Source organism: Larkinella harenae, from assembly GCF_054780515.1.
Window position 1 is genome coordinate 861,595 of sequence record NZ_BAAGWE010000002.1, and the last position, 20,696, is coordinate 882,290.

The window sequence follows — 20,696 nt, forward strand, 5'->3', positions numbered from 1 at the left end:
CAGGATTGAAAAGCTTTTAAAATATAAACATTCCGCTATTTAATAAAATCTTTTACGGCTTTGACGCACAAGATTGACATAGATAATATAGCCTCCTGTTTTCGCCATTAAGCATGCAAACAAATCGCCAGGGATTTTTAGAGCTGCTTCAACGCTACGTTGATGGCACCAGTTCTGATGACGAAAAACAGATGATGGACTATTGGTATGATTTACTGGATTACTCACCCGACAGTCGGGCCAATGTGCTAACGGAAGAGCAGCGGGAAGCCCTGCTTTGGGCCAAAATTCAACGGCGCCTTCAACAGGGTAAAAAGCCCGAAAAAATGCCTGCTCCGATCAAGTGGGAGCAACAAAACGATCCCTAATTCTGAAGTTCACAATGCGTTATTTCTGACTGTTCCTAAACCCTGTTTCTGTATTCAAAAACCGTTCGTACCGTACGCCAGCCAAATCGACAACCGATTTCTGGCCACCCGCAACCTCGCACGCAGCGGGCAACAATCATGGCAAATTCAATTTTGTATTCGACGATTTAATCAAAAAGCAAATGAAAAAACACTTACCAACTAGGCCTCTACTGGGCATTTTAAGGAGAGTTGCGCTCATTCCGCTCTGTCTGCTACTGCTGGCTACGACCAGCCTGTATGCCCGGGCCAATGCGCTGCTCGACCGGACCGTATCCGGATTGGTTAAAGACGAAAAAGGTGATGCCCTGCCGGGCGTTAGTGTCGTACTGAAAGGTACCACCCGGGGCACCACCACCGCAGCCGACGGAACGTACCGCATGGATGTTCCGGAAAACAACGCCACCCTGGTTTTCTCTTTCGTGGGGTATCTCTCACAGGAGGTTGCCGTCGGAAACCGCAACCAAGTTGATGTTCAGCTGGCCGTAGGCGATCGCTCACTGGACGAAGTGGTCGTTGTCGGGTACGGTACACAACGTAAGCAGGACATCACCCAGGCCGTATCGGTCATCGATATGAAAGAAATCGGGGAAGTGCCAGCCTCCAACGTTACCCGCCTTCTGCAAGGACAGGCTCCGGGTGTTGTAACCAAGCAAAAAAGTGGTACACCCGGCCAACAATTTGAGGTTAGAGTCCGGGGGATCAGCTCGCTCGGAGCAGGCAGCGATCCGTTGTACGTTATCGACGGTTTTCCGGTGGGTGTTTCCGTTGGACAAAACCTCAACCCGAATGACATCGAAACGGTTTCAATCCTAAAAGATGCAGCAGCCACTTCAATTTATGGCGCCCGCGGCTCCAACGGGGTTGTTTTGATTACGACAAAAAGTGCGAAAGCAGGAAAAACCAGCCTGAACTTGTCTGTCGATTACGGTATCCAAAATCTACCCGATACCCGGAAAATCAAGGTTTTGAACGGGCCGGATTTTGCCCAGTTCAAAAAAGATGTGTTCATGGATAACATTCGGTATTTCCAGAAACGCGAACCGTCCATTGAAGAAGTGCCCATTGGATTCCGGTATCCGGAACAGACCAAGTATTCAACCAATTGGTACGATCTGATCCTGAATGACAACGCAAAATATACGGACGTTAACCTCACTCTGGCAGCCGGCAAAGGTCCGGTTCGATCCCTCGTATCAGCTGGTTACTATAAAGAAGAGGGGGTTCTGCAATATACGGATTATGACCGGCTGTCCCTGCGAAGCAACCTGGGTGGTGACATTAATAACTTCATTACGGTGGGTGTTAACCTGGCCGGTAGCTACGCTCGGTCGAGTCTGGCCAATACGGATGGCCGGAGCAATACCATTGGAGGGGCACTGCTGATGGACCCCCGGTTCCCGGCTTACGATGAAAAAGGTGAACTGATTCCGTACTACAACGGAAGCGATGGGGTTTTTGGTTTTCCAAACCCGTTGTTTGTCCTGAAAAACCTGAAAAGAAACCGTTACATTGCCGACCTGACGGCCAACGGTTTTATCGAAGTTTCACTGCTGAAAGGGTTGAAATTCCGCTCGTCTGTCAACGCGAAACTGAATTACAATACGTACAAGGAGTATGTACCCTCAACCATCGGTTTACCCGTACAAAACGGAACCAACGGAGCTCCTCCACGAATTGCCACTGCCCGGCAGGATGCGGAAGAATTGCAGAACTACGCAACCGACCAACTGCTGACTTATAATACAAAGTTCGGTGAAAACCACAGCTTCGACGCGCTGGCGGGTATTTCCGCCCAACAGGAAACCGTGAAAGGTCTGTACGGTTCTGGAAATACATTCCCGGATGATCTGGTTCCTTACCTGAGTGCCGCTTCGATCCGGTCTTCTAGTTCGATGGAACGTACCTGGACGATGCTGGCTTACATTGCCCGGGCCAATTACTCGTACCGAGACAAGTACCTGTTATCGGCTTCCTTCCGGCGGGAGGGCAGTTCCCGTTTTAGCGCCGAACACAAATACGGCAACTTCCCGGCCTTCTCCGCGGGCTGGCGGGTATCGGAGGAATCTTTCCTGCCCAAGCCAAGCTGGCTGACCGATCTCAAAATCCGGGGTAGCTGGGGGATGACCGGAAACAACAGTTACGCCATGTCGGCCAACAACAATTTCGGAATTGGTCAAAACGCCGGGAACGACGGAAACTACGCCAGCCTGGCCTTTTTGGGAATTAACAACTACATCCTGGGTGGCCAGTTGGTGCCGGGCAAAAGCGTAAGTTCATTCGCCAACGCCCAATTAGGCTGGGAAAAATCAGATCAGCTGGACTTGGGAATGGATCTGGGCCTGTTCAATAACAGCCTGGTTTTCACTTTCGAGTATTACAACAAGATCACCACCGATATGTTGCTGAACGTACCGATTCCGTCGGTTTCGGGTTTTACGAACTCGCTGGCCAATATCGGGAAAGTTCGCAACCGGGGTGTCGAGCTGGCAGCCAATTACCGGGTTAAAATTGGCCCGGTTAATTTCCGGACGAATGCCAACATCACCTTCAACCGGAGTAAGATCCTGGCTATCAAAGGCCAGAACGATTTCATTTTGCAGGGTAGCCAATACGGCGGTTACAACATCCAGCAGGTCGGTCAGCCAATCGGGATGATTTTCGGCTATCGGAAACTAGGCATCTTCAATACCCAGGAAGAAATTGACGCATCTCCACGGCAGGACGGTGCCATTCCGGGTGCCATGAAGTTTGCCGATACCGATGGCAATGGTGAAGTAACCTACGACACCCGCGACATGACCATCATCGGAAATCCAAACCCGGCCTTTACCTGGGGCTGGACCTTCGCAGCCGACTGGAAACGGTTTGATATCAACCTGCTTTTCACGGGTGCTCATGACTTCGATATTTATCGCAACATTGAGGCTTCGACCATGAACATGGACGGCGTTTTCAACGTCCTCGAAAAAGCGAAAGATCGCTGGCGGTCACCCGAAAACCCGGGATCCAATCCGGGCTCGAAAAACTCACAGGGTGGAACCAACTACTTCAAATGGTCGCGCGAAAGCAGTGAACGCTATGTTTATGACGGAAGCAACATCTGGCTGCGGAACGTGACCATCGGCTACAGCATTCCGAGATTCAAAGGGATAACGGATGCTAAAATTTTCATTAATGCCTCTAACCTGTTCCTGTGGACGAAGTACCCGGGCAACAACCCTGATGCCGGGGTACGCGGTGGAACCGAGCTGAACAACGACGACGAGTCGTACCCGATTCCCAGAACCTTCTCCGCCGGTCTTAAAGTCAACTTCTAATCCTATCAGAGAAAGATGAAAAAATTAACTGCCATAGCAATCGTCGTTCTCGGGATGGTGCAAACGTCCTGCCGGGAAGACTTTCTGGACCAAACCGACCCGACCCGCATCGGTACCGGTGTCTTTTACCAGAATGAAACACAATTAAAACAAGCTGTAAATGGCGTTTACAGCCAGTTGCAGACCATTACCAATACCGCTTACCTGTTCGGTGAATTTCAAACCGACAATACGACAGTGGACCTCAATCCGCTCGACCGCGGGGGCGCTGGTGGCTGGGAAGCGTTCGAATACTCGACCGTCAACTCCGGCAATGGCGAAATTGCCGGCTTGTGGAACCAGTACTATGCCACGCTCTACAACGTTAACCTGACGCTCGAAAAACTGCCCGCTGCCACCGTGGCCGATGGTCCGAAAAAAGAAGTGGAAGGCCAGTTGAAGTTTATCCGTGGCTACCTTTATTTTAATCTGGTGCAGTTATTCGGTGACGTAGTGCTGGTAACCAAAACGGTTGCGACACCCGATGAAGCGTTTGCTTTGGTCCGGTCTCCGCAGGCCGACGTCTGGAATCAGGTGGAAACAGATTTGAAAGAAGCCGCCGATCTCCTGCCGGCGAAATATAGCGCTGCGATTGATCTGGGCCGGGCCACCAAAGGTGCCGCGTTGAGCTTACTGGGCAAAACCTACCTGACCCGGAAAAAGTACGCCGACGCTGTCACCACGCTCAAGCAGGTCACGACGCTGGGATATGCCCTGAATGCGAGCTACGCCGAAAATTTCAATACGGCGAGAAAGAACGGTATCGAGTCCATTTTTGAGATTCAATACCAGGGCGACAATGACCTGGGCGAATGGAGCAACTTTACGTACGTGTTTGCGCCCCGGTTGTCGTCCAACGCCGTAACCGGCTTTTCAACCGTTGTGCCGAGTGGCCGGAACATCCCAACCAACGACATCATTGCGGCCTATGAACCGGGTGATTTGCGGAAAGATGCGTCCCTGAAAACCGAATACGTGCTGAACGGAAAAACCGTTGTGATTCCGTACGTGGTGAAATTTAATCACGCGCACACGATTGCGGGCCGGACCAACGACAACTGGCCGGTGCTCCGTTACGCCGATGTACTTTTGATGCTGGCAGAATCCATCAACGAAGCCTCTGGCCCAACGACAGAAGCGCTGGATTACCTGAATCAGATTCGGAAACGGGCCGGGTTGAAAGAACTGGCCGGGCTAACCAAAGACACTTTTCGGACGGCGGTTTTGAAGGAACGTCGGCTGGAGCTGGCTTTCGAAAACCACCGCTGGTTTGATCTGAAACGGACCATGACGCCCGCCCAATGGGTAGCCTTTATGAATGCCCACGGTGCCCGCGAAAAAGCCAAACCAACGGTTGACCGGGGTGGTGTTGCTTTCAATGCCCTGGATTATATTTTCACTGAAAACGAATACTTCCTGCCCATTCCGGCTCCACAAATCCTGATTAACGCAAAATTGACGCAAAATCCGGGTTACTAAGGAAAGTGCAGGATAGTTTATCCTGAAAAATGCGCCTTATTGGATGGATTAATGTAAATTTAGGATTGATCCATGCGGTAAGGTGCATTTTCTTATCGTGATCAGTTAACTAACCCCTACTCACGAAGTGACTATTTTGACAGAATCATTTTGGCTTTGGCAGTTCCTCGGCCGTCTGCATCCGCTGATGGTCCATTTTCCGGTCAGTTTGCTCTGTGTTGCCCTGCTGCTGGAAGTTGTCAGCTGGTCCCGCAAGTCCAACGACATGCGGGCCGGTATTACGGCGTTGGTATGGATCGGTGCCATCAGTTCCGTGGTGGCAGCCGTTTTTGGTTTAATCTTAATCAATCAGGAAGAATACGGGGGTGAAACTGTAACGGTTCACCAGTGGGCCGGTCTGGCCACCATGGCGCTATCTATTTTAACGGTTTTTGCCATTCGGACCCAGCGGCTGGCGCTATACCGCAGCTTGCTGTTTATGACGGTTTTTGGCGTCAGCATTGCGGGCCACTACGGAGCCCTGCTAACCCACGGTGAAGATTACCTGACCAGCGTTTTACCCTTCGGTAAAGAGCGTGAAACACCTGCCAGTACCGAACAAAATCTGGCCTTCATCAGCAATACCAACCAACCACTCGACGCCAAACAGATTGAGGATTTAAATCTGGAAGTTCGCTCCATTCTGGCCCACAATTGCTACAGTTGCCACAGCGCCACGAAAATGAAAGGCGAATTGCGGCTCGATAACAAAGAGTTACTGATGAAAGGGGGCGAAAACGGCCCCATCCTGAAAGCAGGTCATCCGGAAAACAGTGATATAATCCGCCGGGTCAAATTGCCCGCTGGTCACGAAGACGCCATGCCCACCAAGGGCAAACGGCTCACCGAAAAAGAAATTGCGGTCCTTGAGTTCTGGATTAAACAAGGCGCTCCCTGGCCCAGCGGTGCTGAAAAAAGCATTTACCGCGTAGCCGCCCTGGAACCCCGACTGCCCGCCATTCCGGCGGCTACCGGCGACCTGGCCAATCCCGTTGACCGATTTGTCAATGTGTATTTTCAGAAAAACAAGATTGCCTGGAAAACCGTCGTCGACGACCGTACCTACCTGCGCCGGGTTTATCTGGATGTAGTTGGTTTGCTGCCAACACCCGAAAAAGTACAGGCCTTTACCGCCGACCCGCGCCCCAACAAACGTGAGCTGCTGGTAACCGAACTGCTCAACCAGAACGACGCTTACGCGCAACACTGGCTCACGTTCTGGAACGACGCCCTGCGAAACGATTATTCCGGAACGGGGTATATCACCGGCGGTCGCTTCGACATCACCAAGTGGCTGTATGCTTCGCTGAAAAACAACAAACCGTACAACCAGTTTGTCCGCGAACTGATCAGCCCAACGAAAGAGTCTGAAGGCTTCATCAAGGGCATCAAATGGCGGGGAACGATCAACTCGAGCCAGAGCACCGAAATGCAGGCCGCCCAAAATGTGGCGCAGGTCTTTCTCGGCCTGAACCTGAAGTGTGCTTCCTGCCACGACAGTTTTATCAGTGATTGGAAACTGGCCGACGCTTACGCCTTTGCCAACGTTTTTTCCGACACGACGCTGGAAATTCACCGTTGCGACAAACCAACGGGTAAGATGGCCGGACGCGCCATTCTGTTTAAGGAACTGGGTACCATCAACGGACAGGCACCCACCGAACAACGGCTTCGCGAGCTCGCCGAGTTCATGACCCAGCCGAAAGACGGACGACTGTATCGCACGCTGGTCAACCGGGTCTGGGCACAGCTGATGGGCCGCGGCCTGGTCGAACCCGTCGATATGATGGACAATGAACCCTGGAGCCAGGACCTGCTGGATTGGCTGGCGGCCGATTTTGCAGCCAACGGCTACGACATCAAAAAGTTGATGACCACCATTCTAACCTCCAAAACCTACCAGTTGCCTTCCATCAGCGTGAAAGACCCCGCGTTGCTCACGGCCCCAACGTTCGTGTTTGAAGGCATGGTGCGTCGGCGGATGTCGGCAGAGCAGTTTGCGGATGCGGTTAGTCTGGCCTTCAACCCCATCTACGGCGATTCATCCCTGGCTGCGAAACGGTTGCCCGAAACCATCAAGCAGGAAATAGCGTTCCCGCGGGCTTCGCTGGTAAAAAATGACCCTTTCCTGACCGCGCTGGGCCGTCCGAACCGCGAAACCGTCAGCACCAGCCGGGCTTCGCAGGCCAATTTGCTTCAGGCACTCGAGCTGACGAATGGTGCCAAGTTTAATGCCGCCCTGAAGCGCGGAGCCGAACAATGGAAGGCCCAATACCCGACCTCCGACCAGTTAGTGAAACAACTGTACTGGAAAGCCTTAGGACGCGAACCGCAGCCAAAAGAGCTGGCCATTGCGGAGAAAATAGTGGGTAAAACGCCGAATGTGGAAGGCATTCAGGATTTAGTCTGGGCAATCAGCCTGCATCCGGAATTTCAATTGATCAATTAAATGTAAATACTCGTCAGGCTTTTCAACAAAGCCTGACGAGTAAAAACCATAGCATACGATGAGAACCAGGTGGAACAGACGGGAATTTTTACAGCGCACCAGCGCAGCAACTTTGGCAGCTATGGCAGCCAGTGCTCCGATGGCGAGCCTTCTGTCAGGCTGTAAAACCAAAACAATCGGACAAACCAATGGCACCGCCGACACGGTGATTCTGCTCTGGATGGCAGGTGGTATGGCTCATACCGAAACCTTTGATCCGAAGAAATATACGCCTTTCGAGAAGGACATGGAGGGCAATCGCGTTCTGAGCACGTTCAAACCCGTGCCAACGGTTTTAGACGGCATCAATTTTTCGGAAGGTCTTGAATCCATCGGCAAGGTGATGGACAAGGGAGCGCTTATCCGTTCGTACGTTTCGGCTGACCTCGGACACATCCTGCATTCGCGGCATCAGTACCACTGGCATACCTGCTATGAACCACCCCAAACCGTAGCGGCTCCGCACATCGGCTCCTGGATTGCCAAAGAACTTGGCCCCAAAAATCCGGTTATTCCGGCCTTTATCGACATTGGTCAACGGTTTACGGTGGGTGAAGCCGAAGAGCTCAAGGCCTTTCATACCGCCGGTTTTCTGGGCAATGAATTTGGTCCTTTTTTCATTCCGGACCCCAGCCAGGGGCTGGAAAGCGTCCGGCCGCCGGTTGGGATGGACGCCAAACGGTTTGAGCGCCGGAACCAATTGTACAACGACCTGATCAGTAACAGCCCGTTCGGCGAGTTTGGTAGCGATTACCAAAAGGAATCGCTCAAGCGCTCCATGGAACAGGCCTACATGCTCCTGAACTCACCGGAAGCCAAAGCCTTCGACCTGAGCACCGAACCCAAGGAAATTTACGACATCTACAATACCGGTCGGTTTGGATTGGGTTGTCTGCTAGCCCGCCGACTGACAGAAAAGGGCGCCCGGTTTATCAGCGTCACCACGGAATACGAACCGTTTAAAGGCTGGGATACCCACGAAAATGGCCACACGCGGCTGGTCGACATGAAGAAAATGATCGACGGCCCCGTTGCGCAGTTGATCAAAGACCTGGACCAATCCGGCCACCTCGACCGCACCATGATCATTCTGGCCAGCGAATTCAGCCGGGATATGATGGTGGAAGGCCGTCCGGGTGAGAAAGTACAGGAACAGGTCAGCCAGCCGGATATTCTTTCCGACCTGAAATTTTACGGAATGCACCGGCACTTCACCGACGGCAGTTCACTCCTGATGTTTGGCGGAGGAATTAAAAAAGGCTTCGTATACGGTAAAACGGCTGACGAACGCCCGTGCAAAACCATCGAAAATCCGGTTAAAATCGACGGCATTCACCAAACCATTTATCACGCCCTGGGCATTGCAGAAGATACCCAATACGAAATCGAAAAGCGGCCCTTTTATACCACGCCCGACGGAAAGGGGAAAGCAGTCATGGATTTGCTGGCTTAAAAATACCTCATACTAATTTATTTAATCGAATAAGCATCCTTTTTTGCAAAAACAGCAGAGTAAAGGACAGTCCATATTATTGCTTTTTATAAATTGAATTTATTCAATATTAAATTGTGACATACAAACAAGCCAGTTCGGCGATTGCTAAAAAAGATTTGTATGTTACTATTTTGATTTACTTAAAAAGCAGTGTAGTTCCCTGTATTTCTAAAAAGAGTTTAAACCGTCTTTACTATGCCGTAAACCCAGTGGCGCAAGGTATCCTCCTTGTTTTTTGCCTACCCCAGTAGTGTGTAAATACCTCGGCAACGGGGATTTTCCTACAACCTTATCAACTCTATTTTTACCATGAAACAACGCATTACGCGCTTGGGATCCTCCCAAAGTATTGCCCGGCAGATGCTGACTCAGTGTCTGGCTCTCAGTTTATTAACCAGCCCCGCCTGGGCCAATTCAGAAACGACTGAATTGGCCAGAAAAGCCACCCTGTCTACTGCTCCCGTAGCCATCGACATTACGGGTACGGTAACCGATGAAAGTGGTTTGGGGTTGCCAGGCGTTAACGTAGTGGTCAAGGGTTCAACCCAGGGCACCACTACCGATGCCGACGGGAAATTCAAAATTTCGGTTCCCGATAACCGGGCAACACTGGTATTCAGCTCCGTTGGGTATTCGCGGCAAGAAATACCCGTAGGCAATCAAACCACAGTAACGGTCAAACTCGTACCCGATGATCAGACGCTGTCGGAAGTAGTTGTCGTTGGTTACGGTAGCCAGTTGAAAAAGGAAGTAACGGGGGCCGTGCAGACCGTTTCGGCCAAGGAACTGAAAGACATTCCGGTTTCGCAGGTGACCCAGAAGCTCCAGGGCCGCCTGGCGGGCGTTCAGATTAACCAGGCCACCGGTAAACCGGGTCAGGGCATGTCTGTCCGGATTCGGGGCCAGTTATCGGTTTCGGCCGGAAGCGAACCCTTGTATGTGGTCGACGGTTTTCCGATCACGGGTAATATTGGCGCTATCAACCCCGACGAAATTGAAGACATTTCCGTCCTGAAAGATGCCTCCTCGACGTCTCTTTACGGATCGAGAGCCGCCAACGGGGTTGTTCTCATTACGACCAAGCGCGGACAGGCCGGCAAAACCAGCGTGAGCTTCAACACCTTTGTAGGGATACAGCAGGTTCCGGAAAAGGGACGTATCAAGATGCTGAACGCCCAGGAATTCGCCCAATTCAAAAAAGAGTATTACGAAGACGAAGGCAAACCCGTTCCCGCCGAATTCCAGAACCCGGCGCAATACGCCGACAAGGACAACGATTGGTTTGGTGCCTTGCTCCGCACAGCTCCGATCCAAAGCTACAACCTGACCATCTCCTCGAATACCGAAAAGGCCAGAACGTCGATTGTTGCGGGGATTTTTGATCAGGAAGGCGTTATTCTGAATACGAAATACACGCGTTACTCCCTCCGGATGAACACGGATTACGACGTTTCCGATAAAATACGGCTTGGGTTTAACATTGCCCCGCAGTACGTTTTCGATAACACCCCCCGCACCGACGGTGACCGTGGTACGGGTATTTTGTTCAACGCACTGCACACCTGGCCCGTCATGCCCATTCGTGATGCAAACGGTGACCTGACGAAGTTCAATACGTTCCCCAGCAGTACCGGCAATATCTACAATTACCCGAACTGGGTGCGGGCTGCTACGGAACTAATTAACCAGAACAAGCAAACCAAGCTGCTCAGCAATGCTTACCTGCAATACAGCCCCATCAGTGGTTTGCGGTTGAAATCAACCATCAACATTGAATTTGAGAACAACAAGTTTTTCTTCTTCAATCCCTCGACAGCCACGAGTGCCATGAACGTACCGATTCCGACGACGGCGGTGTCGATCCGGCAGGCGCTGGAAAATGTGGGCTGGCTGAACGAAAATACGGCGACGTACAGCCGCACTTTTGGGGATCATAACTTTGAGCTTCTGGGAGGCTACACGAACCAGCGGTTCCGGCAGGAGTTTTCACGCATCCAAGCCGACACGTATGCCGATGACCGTTTGCCAACTATTCAGGGAGCGCTTAACATCAGCCGGGGAGGTACGCAAAACGGGGTAAACGACTGGACGCTGACGTCCCTCCTATCGCGTCTGAATTACAACTACAAAGGGAAATACCTCTTCACGGCCGCGATCCGTCGCGATGGTTCATCCCGGTTTGGGTCCAACAACCGCTGGGGAACGTTCCCGTCTGTTTCAGCGGGCTGGGTCGTTTCGGATGAAGACTTCCTGAAAAGCACGCCCGAGGTTTCTTTCGCCAAAGTACGGGCGAGCTACGGGATTATCGGAAACAACAACATTGGTAACTACACCCAGTATGCGTTGATTAACAATACCGTCAACTCGGTGTTTGGCAGCACCGTGGCAACCGGAGCGGCCGTAACGTCGCTGGCCAACCCTAACCTGGGCTGGGAAACCACCCGGCAACTTGACTTGGGTCTGGATTTAGGTCTGTTCAATGACCGGATTCAGTTTGTTTACGATTTCTACACCAAACGCACGACCAATCTGCTCTATGCGGTACAAATTCCGCAGGAAGCCGGATTTGGTAGTTTCTGGGATAACATCGGTGAAATTAAGTTCTGGGGTCATGAATTTGCCGTTACCACGCGTAATACCGAAGGCAAACTGCAATGGACAACCAACGCCAATATCTCGTTCAACCGCAACAAAGTTTTAGCGCTGGCTCCGGGTATTGACCGGGTATACGGAACGTTCCACATTACGCAGGTTGGCCAGCCCTTCGGGATGTTTTACGGCCTGGTAAAGGAAGGTTTCTACAGAACCCAGGAAGAAGTCAATTCATCCCCCGGTGTTCCGGGTCGTTCGGCCATTGGTACCATCAAGTTTAAGGATGTGAACGGAGATGGTGTGATCACCAATGGTGGTGATATGGACGACCGGACTATCATTGGCAGTCCGTTCCCCAAATTCACCTACGGTATTACCAACAACCTGAGCTATGGCAACTGGGATTTCTCCATCGTGGGTTCAGGCTCCTACGGCAACCAGCTTTGGGTTCGCCACCTTTACAGTACGGCCAACCTCGACGGGGTGTTCAACATGGTAGAAGGTGTTAAAGATCGTTTCCGGGCCAAAAATGTCCTGGACGCCCAGGGTAAAGTAATTGGCAGAACGTTGATTACGGAAGGAAAAGGCATGTATGGCGCAACCAACCAGGGAGGAAACTATACCGGTCTCGAACGCGACTGGAACAGCAGCCACTTTCTGGCCGATGCATCGTTCTTTACCATCAAGAATATCACCCTTGGCTATACGTTTGGCAAGCTTCACAAATTCTTCCAATCGGCCCGGGTGTACGCTTCCGTTCAGCAGGCCTACGTGTTCACGAAGTACTGGGGTGGCCCCAACCCGGAAACCAGCGCTCAGGCTGATGGAGGTGGTGATGGCGGAAACCTGAGTCAGGGCGTTGACTTCTCCAACTACCCGGTTCCGCGTACCTACACGGTTGGCGTTAATCTAAACTTCTAGTTGCAGTGGTTTCCACGTTTCAAACTCCTTTTGATTTCTTATGAGAACCAACTATATAGCAGCCTGTCTCATCGCACTCTCGTTGAGCAGTTGCAGCGATTTTCTAACCGTTACCCCCGAAACTCAGTTAAGTTCTGCGACCTTCTTTAAAACAGAAGCTGATTTCGTGCAGGCCGTCAATGCCGCCTACGCACCCCTGCGCCCGATGTTCAACGACCGGGCCTGGAAACTGCAGGAATTGCATTCCGATAATGCCTACTACGCCCGAAACATTCTGTACGGGGCGGTGGATGCAACGGAAAACCTGGCTGACTTTGCCGTACCAACGGCAAATGGCGTAACCGCCAACGACAACATACTCCAGCAGTATCGCCTGAACTATCAGATCATTGCCCGGGCCAATCAGATTCTGACCACCATCGACGGCGTCGATTTTGCGGAGGCTTCCAAGAATAACCTCAAAGGGCAGGCCATGTTTCTGCGGGCGTTTGCGTATTTCGATCTGATCCGGTTGTTCGGCAAAGTACCTCTGCATTTGAAACCCGTTCCGAACCGCGAAGAAGCCGCCTTGCCGCTTTCGACGGCGGACGAAGTTTACGCCCAGATCGAGAAAGATGCCAAGGATGCCGCTGCGCTTTTGCCCAACAAGGCGAAACAGGAAGCCGGACGGGTTACATCCGGCGCGGCAAAAACCCTGCTGGCCAACCTGTACATTACGCAGAAAAAATGGGCGCAGGCCGAACCATTGATGAAAGACGTGGTCACCAACGACAGTTACCAGTTGATGCCGGACTACAACGATGCGTTTTCGAACACCACCAGCAATAAAAACAATCAGGAATCGGTTTTCGAAGTTCAGTACATGGAAGGAGCCGCCGGATTTAACGGAAACTTCATGTACCAGTTTATCCCCTCTCCGATCACCATCGATGAATTGAAACCCTTGACGGGGACGTCCAATACCCAGCCTACGTCGCAGGAAAGCAACAACATCCCAACGCCGAACCTGATCAGAGCTTACGAAACCGGTGACAAACGCAAGGATGCCACCATTGGCACCCTCACACTGAGCACAAGTTTACGGACCAACAAACAGTTTCCGTACATTAAGAAGTATTCCCGCACGCACTCGCTGCACGGCAATACGGGGCAGAACTGGCCGGTTTACCGGTTCGCGGAAGTCCTGCTTTTCCTGGCCGAATCGTTGAATGAGCAGGGAAAAACCGCCGAAGCCGCAACCCACCTCAACCGGGTTCGCACCCGGGCGGGCCTGCCTGCAACAACGGCTACTTCGCAGACAGCCATGCGCGAAGCCATTTTCAAAGAGCGCCGTGTCGAATTGGCTTTCGAAAACAAACGGTGGTTTGACCTGACCCGAACCGGCCGGGTAAAGGAAATCATCACGGCGTACGGCGCAGAAGTAAAAGCGAATCCGGCGGCTTATTATTTCCCGGACGGGGCCGTTCCGCCCCCCAACGCCTTTACGGTGCTGGACGACTACTACGGTCTGCCGGCAGTTGAAGCAGCCTTGACTCCGCATTTTTAGCAGTTTCTACCGGGCGGTTTTTCGGAACCGCCCGGATTTTGCTTTTCCAGGAGGGTTTGAAAAGCTTTCTTTTTGCCCCAATCAGTAAGAAGATTTTTCTTTTCCCTTTTATACCAAACCGTTCTAAGCCAGAGCCCTTTTGTCGACTTTAACCGTATACCTATTATCCATCCCGAATCAATCCTTCCAAATTATTTGCCCCGGTCAGTACAGCGCCGGACAATCATGTCGAAGGATATCAATTATTTTACCATTTCATTGAATTTATATCACTTAATAGTTAACGGCTTTTCCTGGCTTTTGGGCCAACAAGCATTTTTTACTGTATAAACCCAATCACTTATGTTTTCAACGTACCGATCGGTTAAGTTGCTTTTATCGGTTTCCGCACTGGCACTACTCGGGGCATCCTGGGTTACGATGCAGGTTTCGGGAACGGATAAGAACCTGGCCGACAACTCAAAAATCGACAAGCTGAAGCTGCTGCCCGGTTTTAAGGCGGAGCATCTGTACAGTCCTTCCGAGGAAAAGCAGGGTTCCTGGGTTGCCATGGCCTTCGACGACAAAGGCCGGATGATTACCTCCGATCAGTACGGTTCCCTGTACCGGCTGCAAATGCCACCGATTGGCTCCGGCGCGAAACCTAAGGTTGAGAAATTAGAGATTAAATCCGACACTGCTAAGGTGGGTATGGGGTATGCTCAAGGGCTTTTGTACGCCTTTAACAGCCTTTACGTAATGGTCAATAACCGGGCCAGTGACCGATTTCCGAAACCCAGCGGTCTGTACCGATTGCAAGACACCGACGGCGACGACCAGTTCGATAAAGTTACCCTCTTAAGAGAATTGAAAGGCGAAGGTGAACATGGACCGCACAGCGTAGTCCTGTCACCCGATAAAAAATCCCTTTATGTAGTGGCCGGAAATCACACCGACGTTCCACCAATGGACGCCTACCGGTTACCGTCCAACTGGCAGGAAGACAACCTGTTTCCGCTCATCAAAGACCCTCGTGGACATGCCAATGATCGCATGGCACCCGGCGGATGGGTAGCCAATGTCGATCCGGAAGGCAAACGCTGGGAGTTGATTGGTGCCGGTTTCCGGAACGAGTTCGATGTGGCCTTCAACGAAGCGGGTGATATGTTTACCTATGACTCGGATATGGAGTGGGATTTTGGTACGCCCTGGTACCGCCCAACCCGGATTTGCCACATCACGAGTGGTGCCGAATTTGGCTGGCGCACGGGTAACAGCAAATGGCTGCCGGGGAATCCCGACAATTTACCGCCGTTGGTAAATATTGGCCAGGGCTCACCCACCAACGTGTTTTACGGAGCGAATGCTAAATTCCCACAAAAATACCGTCAGTCCCTGTATGCATTTGACTGGAGCTTCGGGATCATTTATTCCATCCACCTCAAGCCCAAAGGCGCTACGTATGCCGGCGAACGGGAAGAATTTATTTCTGGTTCACCGCTTCCATTAACCGACGGTACCATTGGTCCTGATGGTGCTATGTACTTCCTGACCGGTGGTCGCCGGCTGGAATCTGATTTGTACCGCGTTTATTACAACGGTTCCGAATCGACTTCAACTGCGGCTATGACAGCCAGCATCACGCCGGAGCATAAACTCAGAACAAGCCTCGAAAAGTATCACGGCCAACCCGATCCGGCTGCTCTGGAAGCTGCCTGGCCCCACCTGAGCCACCCCGACCGTTTTGTACGCTATGCAGCCCGGATTGCTGTTGAACACCAACCCGTAGCCCAATGGCAGGCTAAAGCTCTTGCTGAAACCAACCCCCAACGCGCCACGCAGGCCATTGTCGCACTGGCACGGCAAGGCAAACCCGATGCAAAAAGCGGTGCAATCAACACCCTGCTCAAGACAAACTATGCGCAACTTTCCGAATCGCAGCAATTTGACGTACTCCGCGCTTTTGAATTGATTTTCCTTCGGATGGGAGCACCTGAAGCCGCTGACAAATCAAAGGTTATTGCGTATCTGAATCCACATTATCCGGCGAAAACCGCTTTGTTGAACCGGGGATTGAGCAAAGTTCTCATCTACCTGGAAGCGCCGGGGGTTGTCAGCAAAACACTGGCATTGATGGACAAAAAAGAAGAACCGGGCATGGAAGCGCTTGATTTAACGCCTTCAACAGCCTCTTCTGATCTGATTTTGCGGAACCCACAGTATGGTTTGGATATTGCCAAAATGCTGGAAAAGGTGCCGCCGTTGCAACAAACCTATTACGCCGTCATGTTGAGCCGCCAGGAAACCGGCTGGACACCCGAGCTGCGGAATAAATACTTCACCTGGTTTGGCAATGCATTCAAATTTCAAGGGGGCCGCAGTTACGTTGGCTTTATCGACCGTGCCCGCAAACTGGCACTGGCTCACGTTCCCAAAGACCAGTTTGAAAAATACAACAAAATGTCGGGCGCTGATCTCCTAACCACGTCGGGAAATGATTTGGCAATGGGCTACGCCCCTAAAGGACCGGGTCGGCGCTGGCAACTGGATGATGCCGTTGCCGCCGTTGGCAACGATCTCTCGGGCCGGAATTTCGAGCAGGGCAAGAAAATCTACGGCGCTATTTTGTGCAGCCGTTGCCATTCGATCCAGGGATCGGGCGGAGACATTGGCCCAGATCTCACGCAGCTCGGCACCCGCTTCTCCAATAAGGACATGCTGGAAGCCATCATTGACCCGAACAAAGCGGTTTCGGATCAATACGCATCCACGATCTATTACCTGAAAAATGGTCAGTCGGTGGTAGGACGCCAGCTGTCTGAAGACAAGGCAAGCTATACGATTTCTCAGAACCCGTTTGCTCCGGAGCAAACCCGCAAAATTCTGAAGAAAGATGTAACCTCAACCAAGTATTCCACTGAGTCGATTATGTTACCAGGGCTGATTAACGCCCTGAATCCCGAAGAGCTGAAGGATTTGATGGCTTATCTGAAAGCGGGAGGAAATCCAGACAACGAGGTATATAAAACCGGTGGAGGAGCCGCTAAAGGCAAATAAATAACGAAAAGAACCGTAATTCTCTGCCTTGAGCTGGAATTACGGTTCTTTCGCTTTCGCAAACTTCAAGCGCTAAAAATCAAACAGTACGATGTTGACAAAAACACGATTGAAACTCCTTCCGGTTGGGCTAACACTAGCCGCAATGCTTATTAGCGGTATAACGACAACCAGCCTGGCACAAGGAAAAAAGAGTAAAAAAGAAAAAGGATTTGTATCCATCTTCAATGGGAAGAACCTGGATGGCTGGGATGCCGACCCGACGTACTGGCGCGCCGAAAACGGTGTCCTGGTGGGTGAAATCACGCCAACTACCCTCCTGAAAACGAATAACTTCATCATCTGGAAAGGCGGACAACCTGCTGATTTTGAGCTAAAAGGCGAGTTCAACATTACCGAATCCGGCAACTCCGGCATCAACTACCGTAGCGAACAACTGACCGATATTCCCTTCGCCCTGCGCGGCTACCAGGCCGACATTGACGGCAAAAATAACTACACCGGCCAGAACTACGAAGAACGCAAGCGCACCACGCTGGCGTATCGCGGCCAGAAAACCACCATCAAACCATTTACCGGACAGGCAACCCCGGAAGGCATCCGCGCCAACGTTAGCCGCAATGCCTGGAATGGCCTCAACGTGACGGGTTCGCTGGGTAGTTCCGACTCGCTGAAGACTTTAATCAAGAGCGGTGACTGGAATTCGTTCCACCTGATTATAAAAGGCAACAAATTACAGCACTATATCAACGGTGTCCTGATGAGCGAAGTAACCGACGAAGATACCGTCAACGGAGCTGCCAAGGGTTTGCTGGGCGTTCAGGTGCACGTCGGCCCACCGATGAAAGTGCAATACCGCAATCTGATGATCAAGCAATAGTATTCGTTTACAGTTTACGGTGGGCTGACACACGCTATTTCCTGAATGCGTCAGCCCACCGTAAACCGTACACTGAAAACCGTACGTAGATTTGACACTCCCAAACTGGCAACATAAACTCTCTCATCCGTCCCAATGGGGCGGCATCGAAACGGCCGTTCTTGACAATGGCCCCGGACGCGGAACCCGAATTGCCTGGATCAACACCGGAACGGGACTGCGCTACAAAGTCGTCATCGACCGGGCCATGGACATTGCCGATGCCTTTTACAATCAGCACGGCCTGGCCTGGATCAGTCATGTCGGGGTGGTTCCTCCCCAACCGTTTTCAGATCAGGGCATTGACTGGCTCCGCACATTCACCGGCGGTTTGCTGACCACCTGCGGTCTGACACACGTGGGCGGCCCAGAGTCCGACGAGTACGGAGACCGGGGTCTGCACGGCGAAATCAGCAATCTTCCCGCCGAAATAGAATCCATCGTCCAGCCTGATCCGGCGCGGGGTAAATTCGACATGAGCATCACCGGCATTATCCGGCAAACCCGTGTCTTCGGGCCCAGTCTGGAACTCCGTCGCACGATTTCGGGCACACTCGGTCAGCCAACCATCCGGATTCACGACGAAGTGATCAACCGGGCCAACACGGCGGCTCCGCACATGCTGCTGTACCATTTCAACTTCGGTTGGCCGCTCGTCGATGAAGGCACCGACATCGTCTGGCAGGGCAACTGGCAACCCCGGCATCCGGATCAGGAAAACAAAATTTTTGTGGAAGGCCACGACTTCCGGAAATGCCCCGCTCCGCGCGAAGATCACAACGGTTTTGGCGAGGAAGTGGCCATTATCGACCCTCAGGCCGATGCTGACGGCGTTTGTTCCGCTGGTCTGTACAACGCGAACCTCGGTTTTGCCCTCGCCTTACGGTTTCGGAAAGAGCAGTTACCGTGGTTAACCAACTGGCAACACTGGGGCCACGGCGAATACGTAACGGGCATTGAACCGGGTACGCATCCGCCCATTGGTCAGGCAGCCGCCCGCCAGCAGAACACGTTGCTGTTTCTGCAACCAGGCGAAAGCCGGACTTATGACGTCGAAATTGAAATTTTGAGTAAGGAAGAGACCATTCATTCCTTTTTAAGAAAATAAGTAAAAGTTGATTTAAAGTGAACCCTTCATGGAAACAACCGAGCAAGTAAGTGTAGCTGCAAAAGCATTAGAACAAGGAAAAGGTATCGTACGGCTGGCGCCTACCTGGGTTCCCCGCTCCTTCTGCGTTCCCGGACGCCGGATCAAATTGCACCCCGACGATTATTACGTTCTGGGCGGTGAGCGCGGTGGGATCGACGAGCGCTGGTTATCATCCACCACACCTGCCAAAAACGGTCCGCTGACGGGCGAAAACGAAGGGCTGAGCCAGATCGTTTTTCAGGATGGCGACCAGGAAGTGCAAATTCTGCTGAAAGATGCCGTTGACCAGCTGAAAGGTGAACTGATCGGCGACCGGCTGTGGAACGAGTACGGCAGCTGGCCGATGTATTCCAAGTTTTTCGACAACATGGGGCCGCTCCCCCACCACCTGCACCACAACGACGAGCAGGCAGCGCAGATCGGCCAGCTGGGCAAACCGGAAGCATACTATTTCCCTCCGCAACTGAACAACCACGGCGGTGATTTCCCGTACACGTTTATCGGAATTGCACCCGGCACCAGCAAGGAAACGATCAAGGAGTGCCTGCAAAACTTCACCAAAGGCGATAACAAAATCACCAATTATTCGATGGCCTACCGGCTCGAGCCGGGAACCGGCTGGGATGTACCGCCGGGTCTGCTGCACGCGCCGGGTAGCCTGTGTACCTACGAGCCGCAGAAAGCATCCGACGTATTTGCGATGTATCAATCGCTGGTGAACGAAGCAATCATTCCGGAAGAACTGCTCTGGAACGGTACCCCCAAAGACCGCATCGGTGATTACGATCAACTCATGGAAGCCATCGACTGGGACCTGAACGTCGATCCGGAGATGATGAAAAACCGCTTCATGGCGCCAAAACCGGTGAAAGACAAAGCCGAAATGGAAGCCGAAGGCTACAGCGAGGTATGGGTTTGCTACAAGTCCGAAGCGTTCAGCGCCAAGGAACTAACGGTATTGCCGGGGCAAACCGTTACCATCAAAGACAGTGCGGCTTACGGCCTGATTGTGATGCAGGGACACGGCAAACTGGGTGTCTGGGACATCGAAACCCCCGCCCTGATCCGCTACGGCCAACTGACGAACGACGAATTTTTTGTCAGCGAAAAAGCCGCGCTGGAAGGCGTAACCATCGTTAACCCGTCGACAACGGACCCGATCGTGATCCTGAAACACTTCGGTCCCGCCAACCCCGACTTAGTATTATAGTTTACGGTTTTTGAGATACGGTTTTCGGTAGCTTCGCTTGATAAAATGCGCCTGC

General features: G+C 52.1%; 11 protein-coding genes. All 11 read left to right on the forward strand.

Annotated features, from left to right (window positions below; genetic code table 11):
- The first annotated feature begins 113 nt into the window (after nucleotides 1-113).
- Nucleotides 114-368 (forward strand): hypothetical protein, encoded by a 255-nt coding sequence (locus ACYVH9_RS14895; protein ID WP_460637154.1) that lies wholly within the window; start codon nucleotides 114-116, stop codon nucleotides 366-368.
- Between the two features lie 182 nt (nucleotides 369-550).
- The gene (locus tag ACYVH9_RS14900) at nucleotides 551-3,727 is read left to right on the forward strand and encodes a SusC/RagA family TonB-linked outer membrane protein (RefSeq protein WP_460637155.1); all 3,177 of its coding nucleotides are present in this window, start codon (nucleotides 551-553) and stop codon (nucleotides 3,725-3,727) included.
- Between the two features lie 15 nt (nucleotides 3,728-3,742).
- Nucleotides 3,743-5,245: a RagB/SusD family nutrient uptake outer membrane protein gene (locus ACYVH9_RS14905; protein WP_460637156.1), complete on the forward strand. Its 1,503-nt coding sequence runs from the start codon at nucleotides 3,743-3,745 to the stop codon at nucleotides 5,243-5,245.
- 127 nt (nucleotides 5,246-5,372) lie between these two features.
- A complete protein-coding gene (locus ACYVH9_RS14910; protein ID WP_460637157.1) occupies nucleotides 5,373-7,733 on the forward strand; it encodes a DUF1549 domain-containing protein in 2,361 nt (786 codons plus the stop codon).
- A 58-nt stretch (nucleotides 7,734-7,791) separates the two neighbouring features.
- Entirely contained in the window at nucleotides 7,792-9,225 is a 1,434-nt protein-coding gene (locus ACYVH9_RS14915; protein ID WP_460637158.1) for a DUF1501 domain-containing protein, read from the forward strand.
- A 351-nt stretch (nucleotides 9,226-9,576) separates the two neighbouring features.
- Nucleotides 9,577-12,780 (forward strand): SusC/RagA family TonB-linked outer membrane protein, encoded by a 3,204-nt coding sequence (locus tag ACYVH9_RS14920; RefSeq protein ID WP_460637159.1) that lies wholly within the window; start codon nucleotides 9,577-9,579, stop codon nucleotides 12,778-12,780.
- A gap of 40 nt (nucleotides 12,781-12,820) precedes the next feature.
- Nucleotides 12,821-14,326, forward strand: a complete 1,506-nt coding sequence (locus tag ACYVH9_RS14925) for a RagB/SusD family nutrient uptake outer membrane protein (RefSeq protein WP_460637160.1) — start codon at nucleotides 12,821-12,823, stop codon at nucleotides 14,324-14,326.
- Nucleotides 14,327-14,668: 342 nt separating this feature from the next.
- Entirely contained in the window at nucleotides 14,669-17,362 is a 2,694-nt protein-coding gene (locus tag ACYVH9_RS14930; RefSeq protein WP_460637161.1) for a c-type cytochrome, read from the forward strand.
- A 145-nt stretch (nucleotides 17,363-17,507) separates the two neighbouring features.
- Nucleotides 17,508-18,242, forward strand: a complete 735-nt coding sequence (locus ACYVH9_RS14935; protein ID WP_460637162.1) for a 3-keto-disaccharide hydrolase — start codon at nucleotides 17,508-17,510, stop codon at nucleotides 18,240-18,242.
- Nucleotides 18,243-18,333: 91 nt separating this feature from the next.
- Nucleotides 18,334-19,389, forward strand: coding sequence for an aldose 1-epimerase family protein (locus ACYVH9_RS14940; protein WP_460637163.1), 1,056 nt, complete (start codon nucleotides 18,334-18,336; stop codon nucleotides 19,387-19,389).
- 28 nt (nucleotides 19,390-19,417) lie between these two features.
- Nucleotides 19,418-20,641 carry a class I mannose-6-phosphate isomerase gene (locus ACYVH9_RS14945; protein WP_460637164.1) on the forward strand — a complete coding sequence of 408 codons (1,224 nt, stop codon included), beginning with the start codon at nucleotides 19,418-19,420 and terminating at the stop codon, nucleotides 20,639-20,641.
- Nucleotides 20,642-20,696: the final 55 nt, after the last annotated feature.

Bases quoted from the DNA above. Each gene is read 5' to 3' on its own strand.
- ACYVH9_RS14920 (WP_460637159.1), top strand. From the start codon at position 9,577: ATGAAACAACGCATTACGCGCTTGGGATCCTCCCAAAGTATTGCCCGG.
- ACYVH9_RS14925 (WP_460637160.1), top strand. From the start codon at position 12,821: ATGAGAACCAACTATATAGCAGCCTGTCTCATCGCACTCTCGTTGAGC.
- ACYVH9_RS14930 (WP_460637161.1), top strand. From the start codon at position 14,669: ATGTTTTCAACGTACCGATCGGTTAAGTTGCTTTTATCGGTTTCCGCA.
- ACYVH9_RS14915 (WP_460637158.1), top strand. From the start codon at position 7,792: ATGAGAACCAGGTGGAACAGACGGGAATTTTTACAGCGCACCAGCGCA.
- ACYVH9_RS14945 (WP_460637164.1), top strand. From the start codon at position 19,418: ATGGAAACAACCGAGCAAGTAAGTGTAGCTGCAAAAGCATTAGAACAA.
- ACYVH9_RS14900 (WP_460637155.1), top strand. From the start codon at position 551: ATGAAAAAACACTTACCAACTAGGCCTCTACTGGGCATTTTAAGGAGA.
- ACYVH9_RS14905 (WP_460637156.1), top strand. From the start codon at position 3,743: ATGAAAAAATTAACTGCCATAGCAATCGTCGTTCTCGGGATGGTGCAA.
- ACYVH9_RS14895 (WP_460637154.1), top strand. From the start codon at position 114: ATGCAAACAAATCGCCAGGGATTTTTAGAGCTGCTTCAACGCTACGTT.
- ACYVH9_RS14935 (WP_460637162.1), top strand. From the start codon at position 17,508: ATGCTTATTAGCGGTATAACGACAACCAGCCTGGCACAAGGAAAAAAG.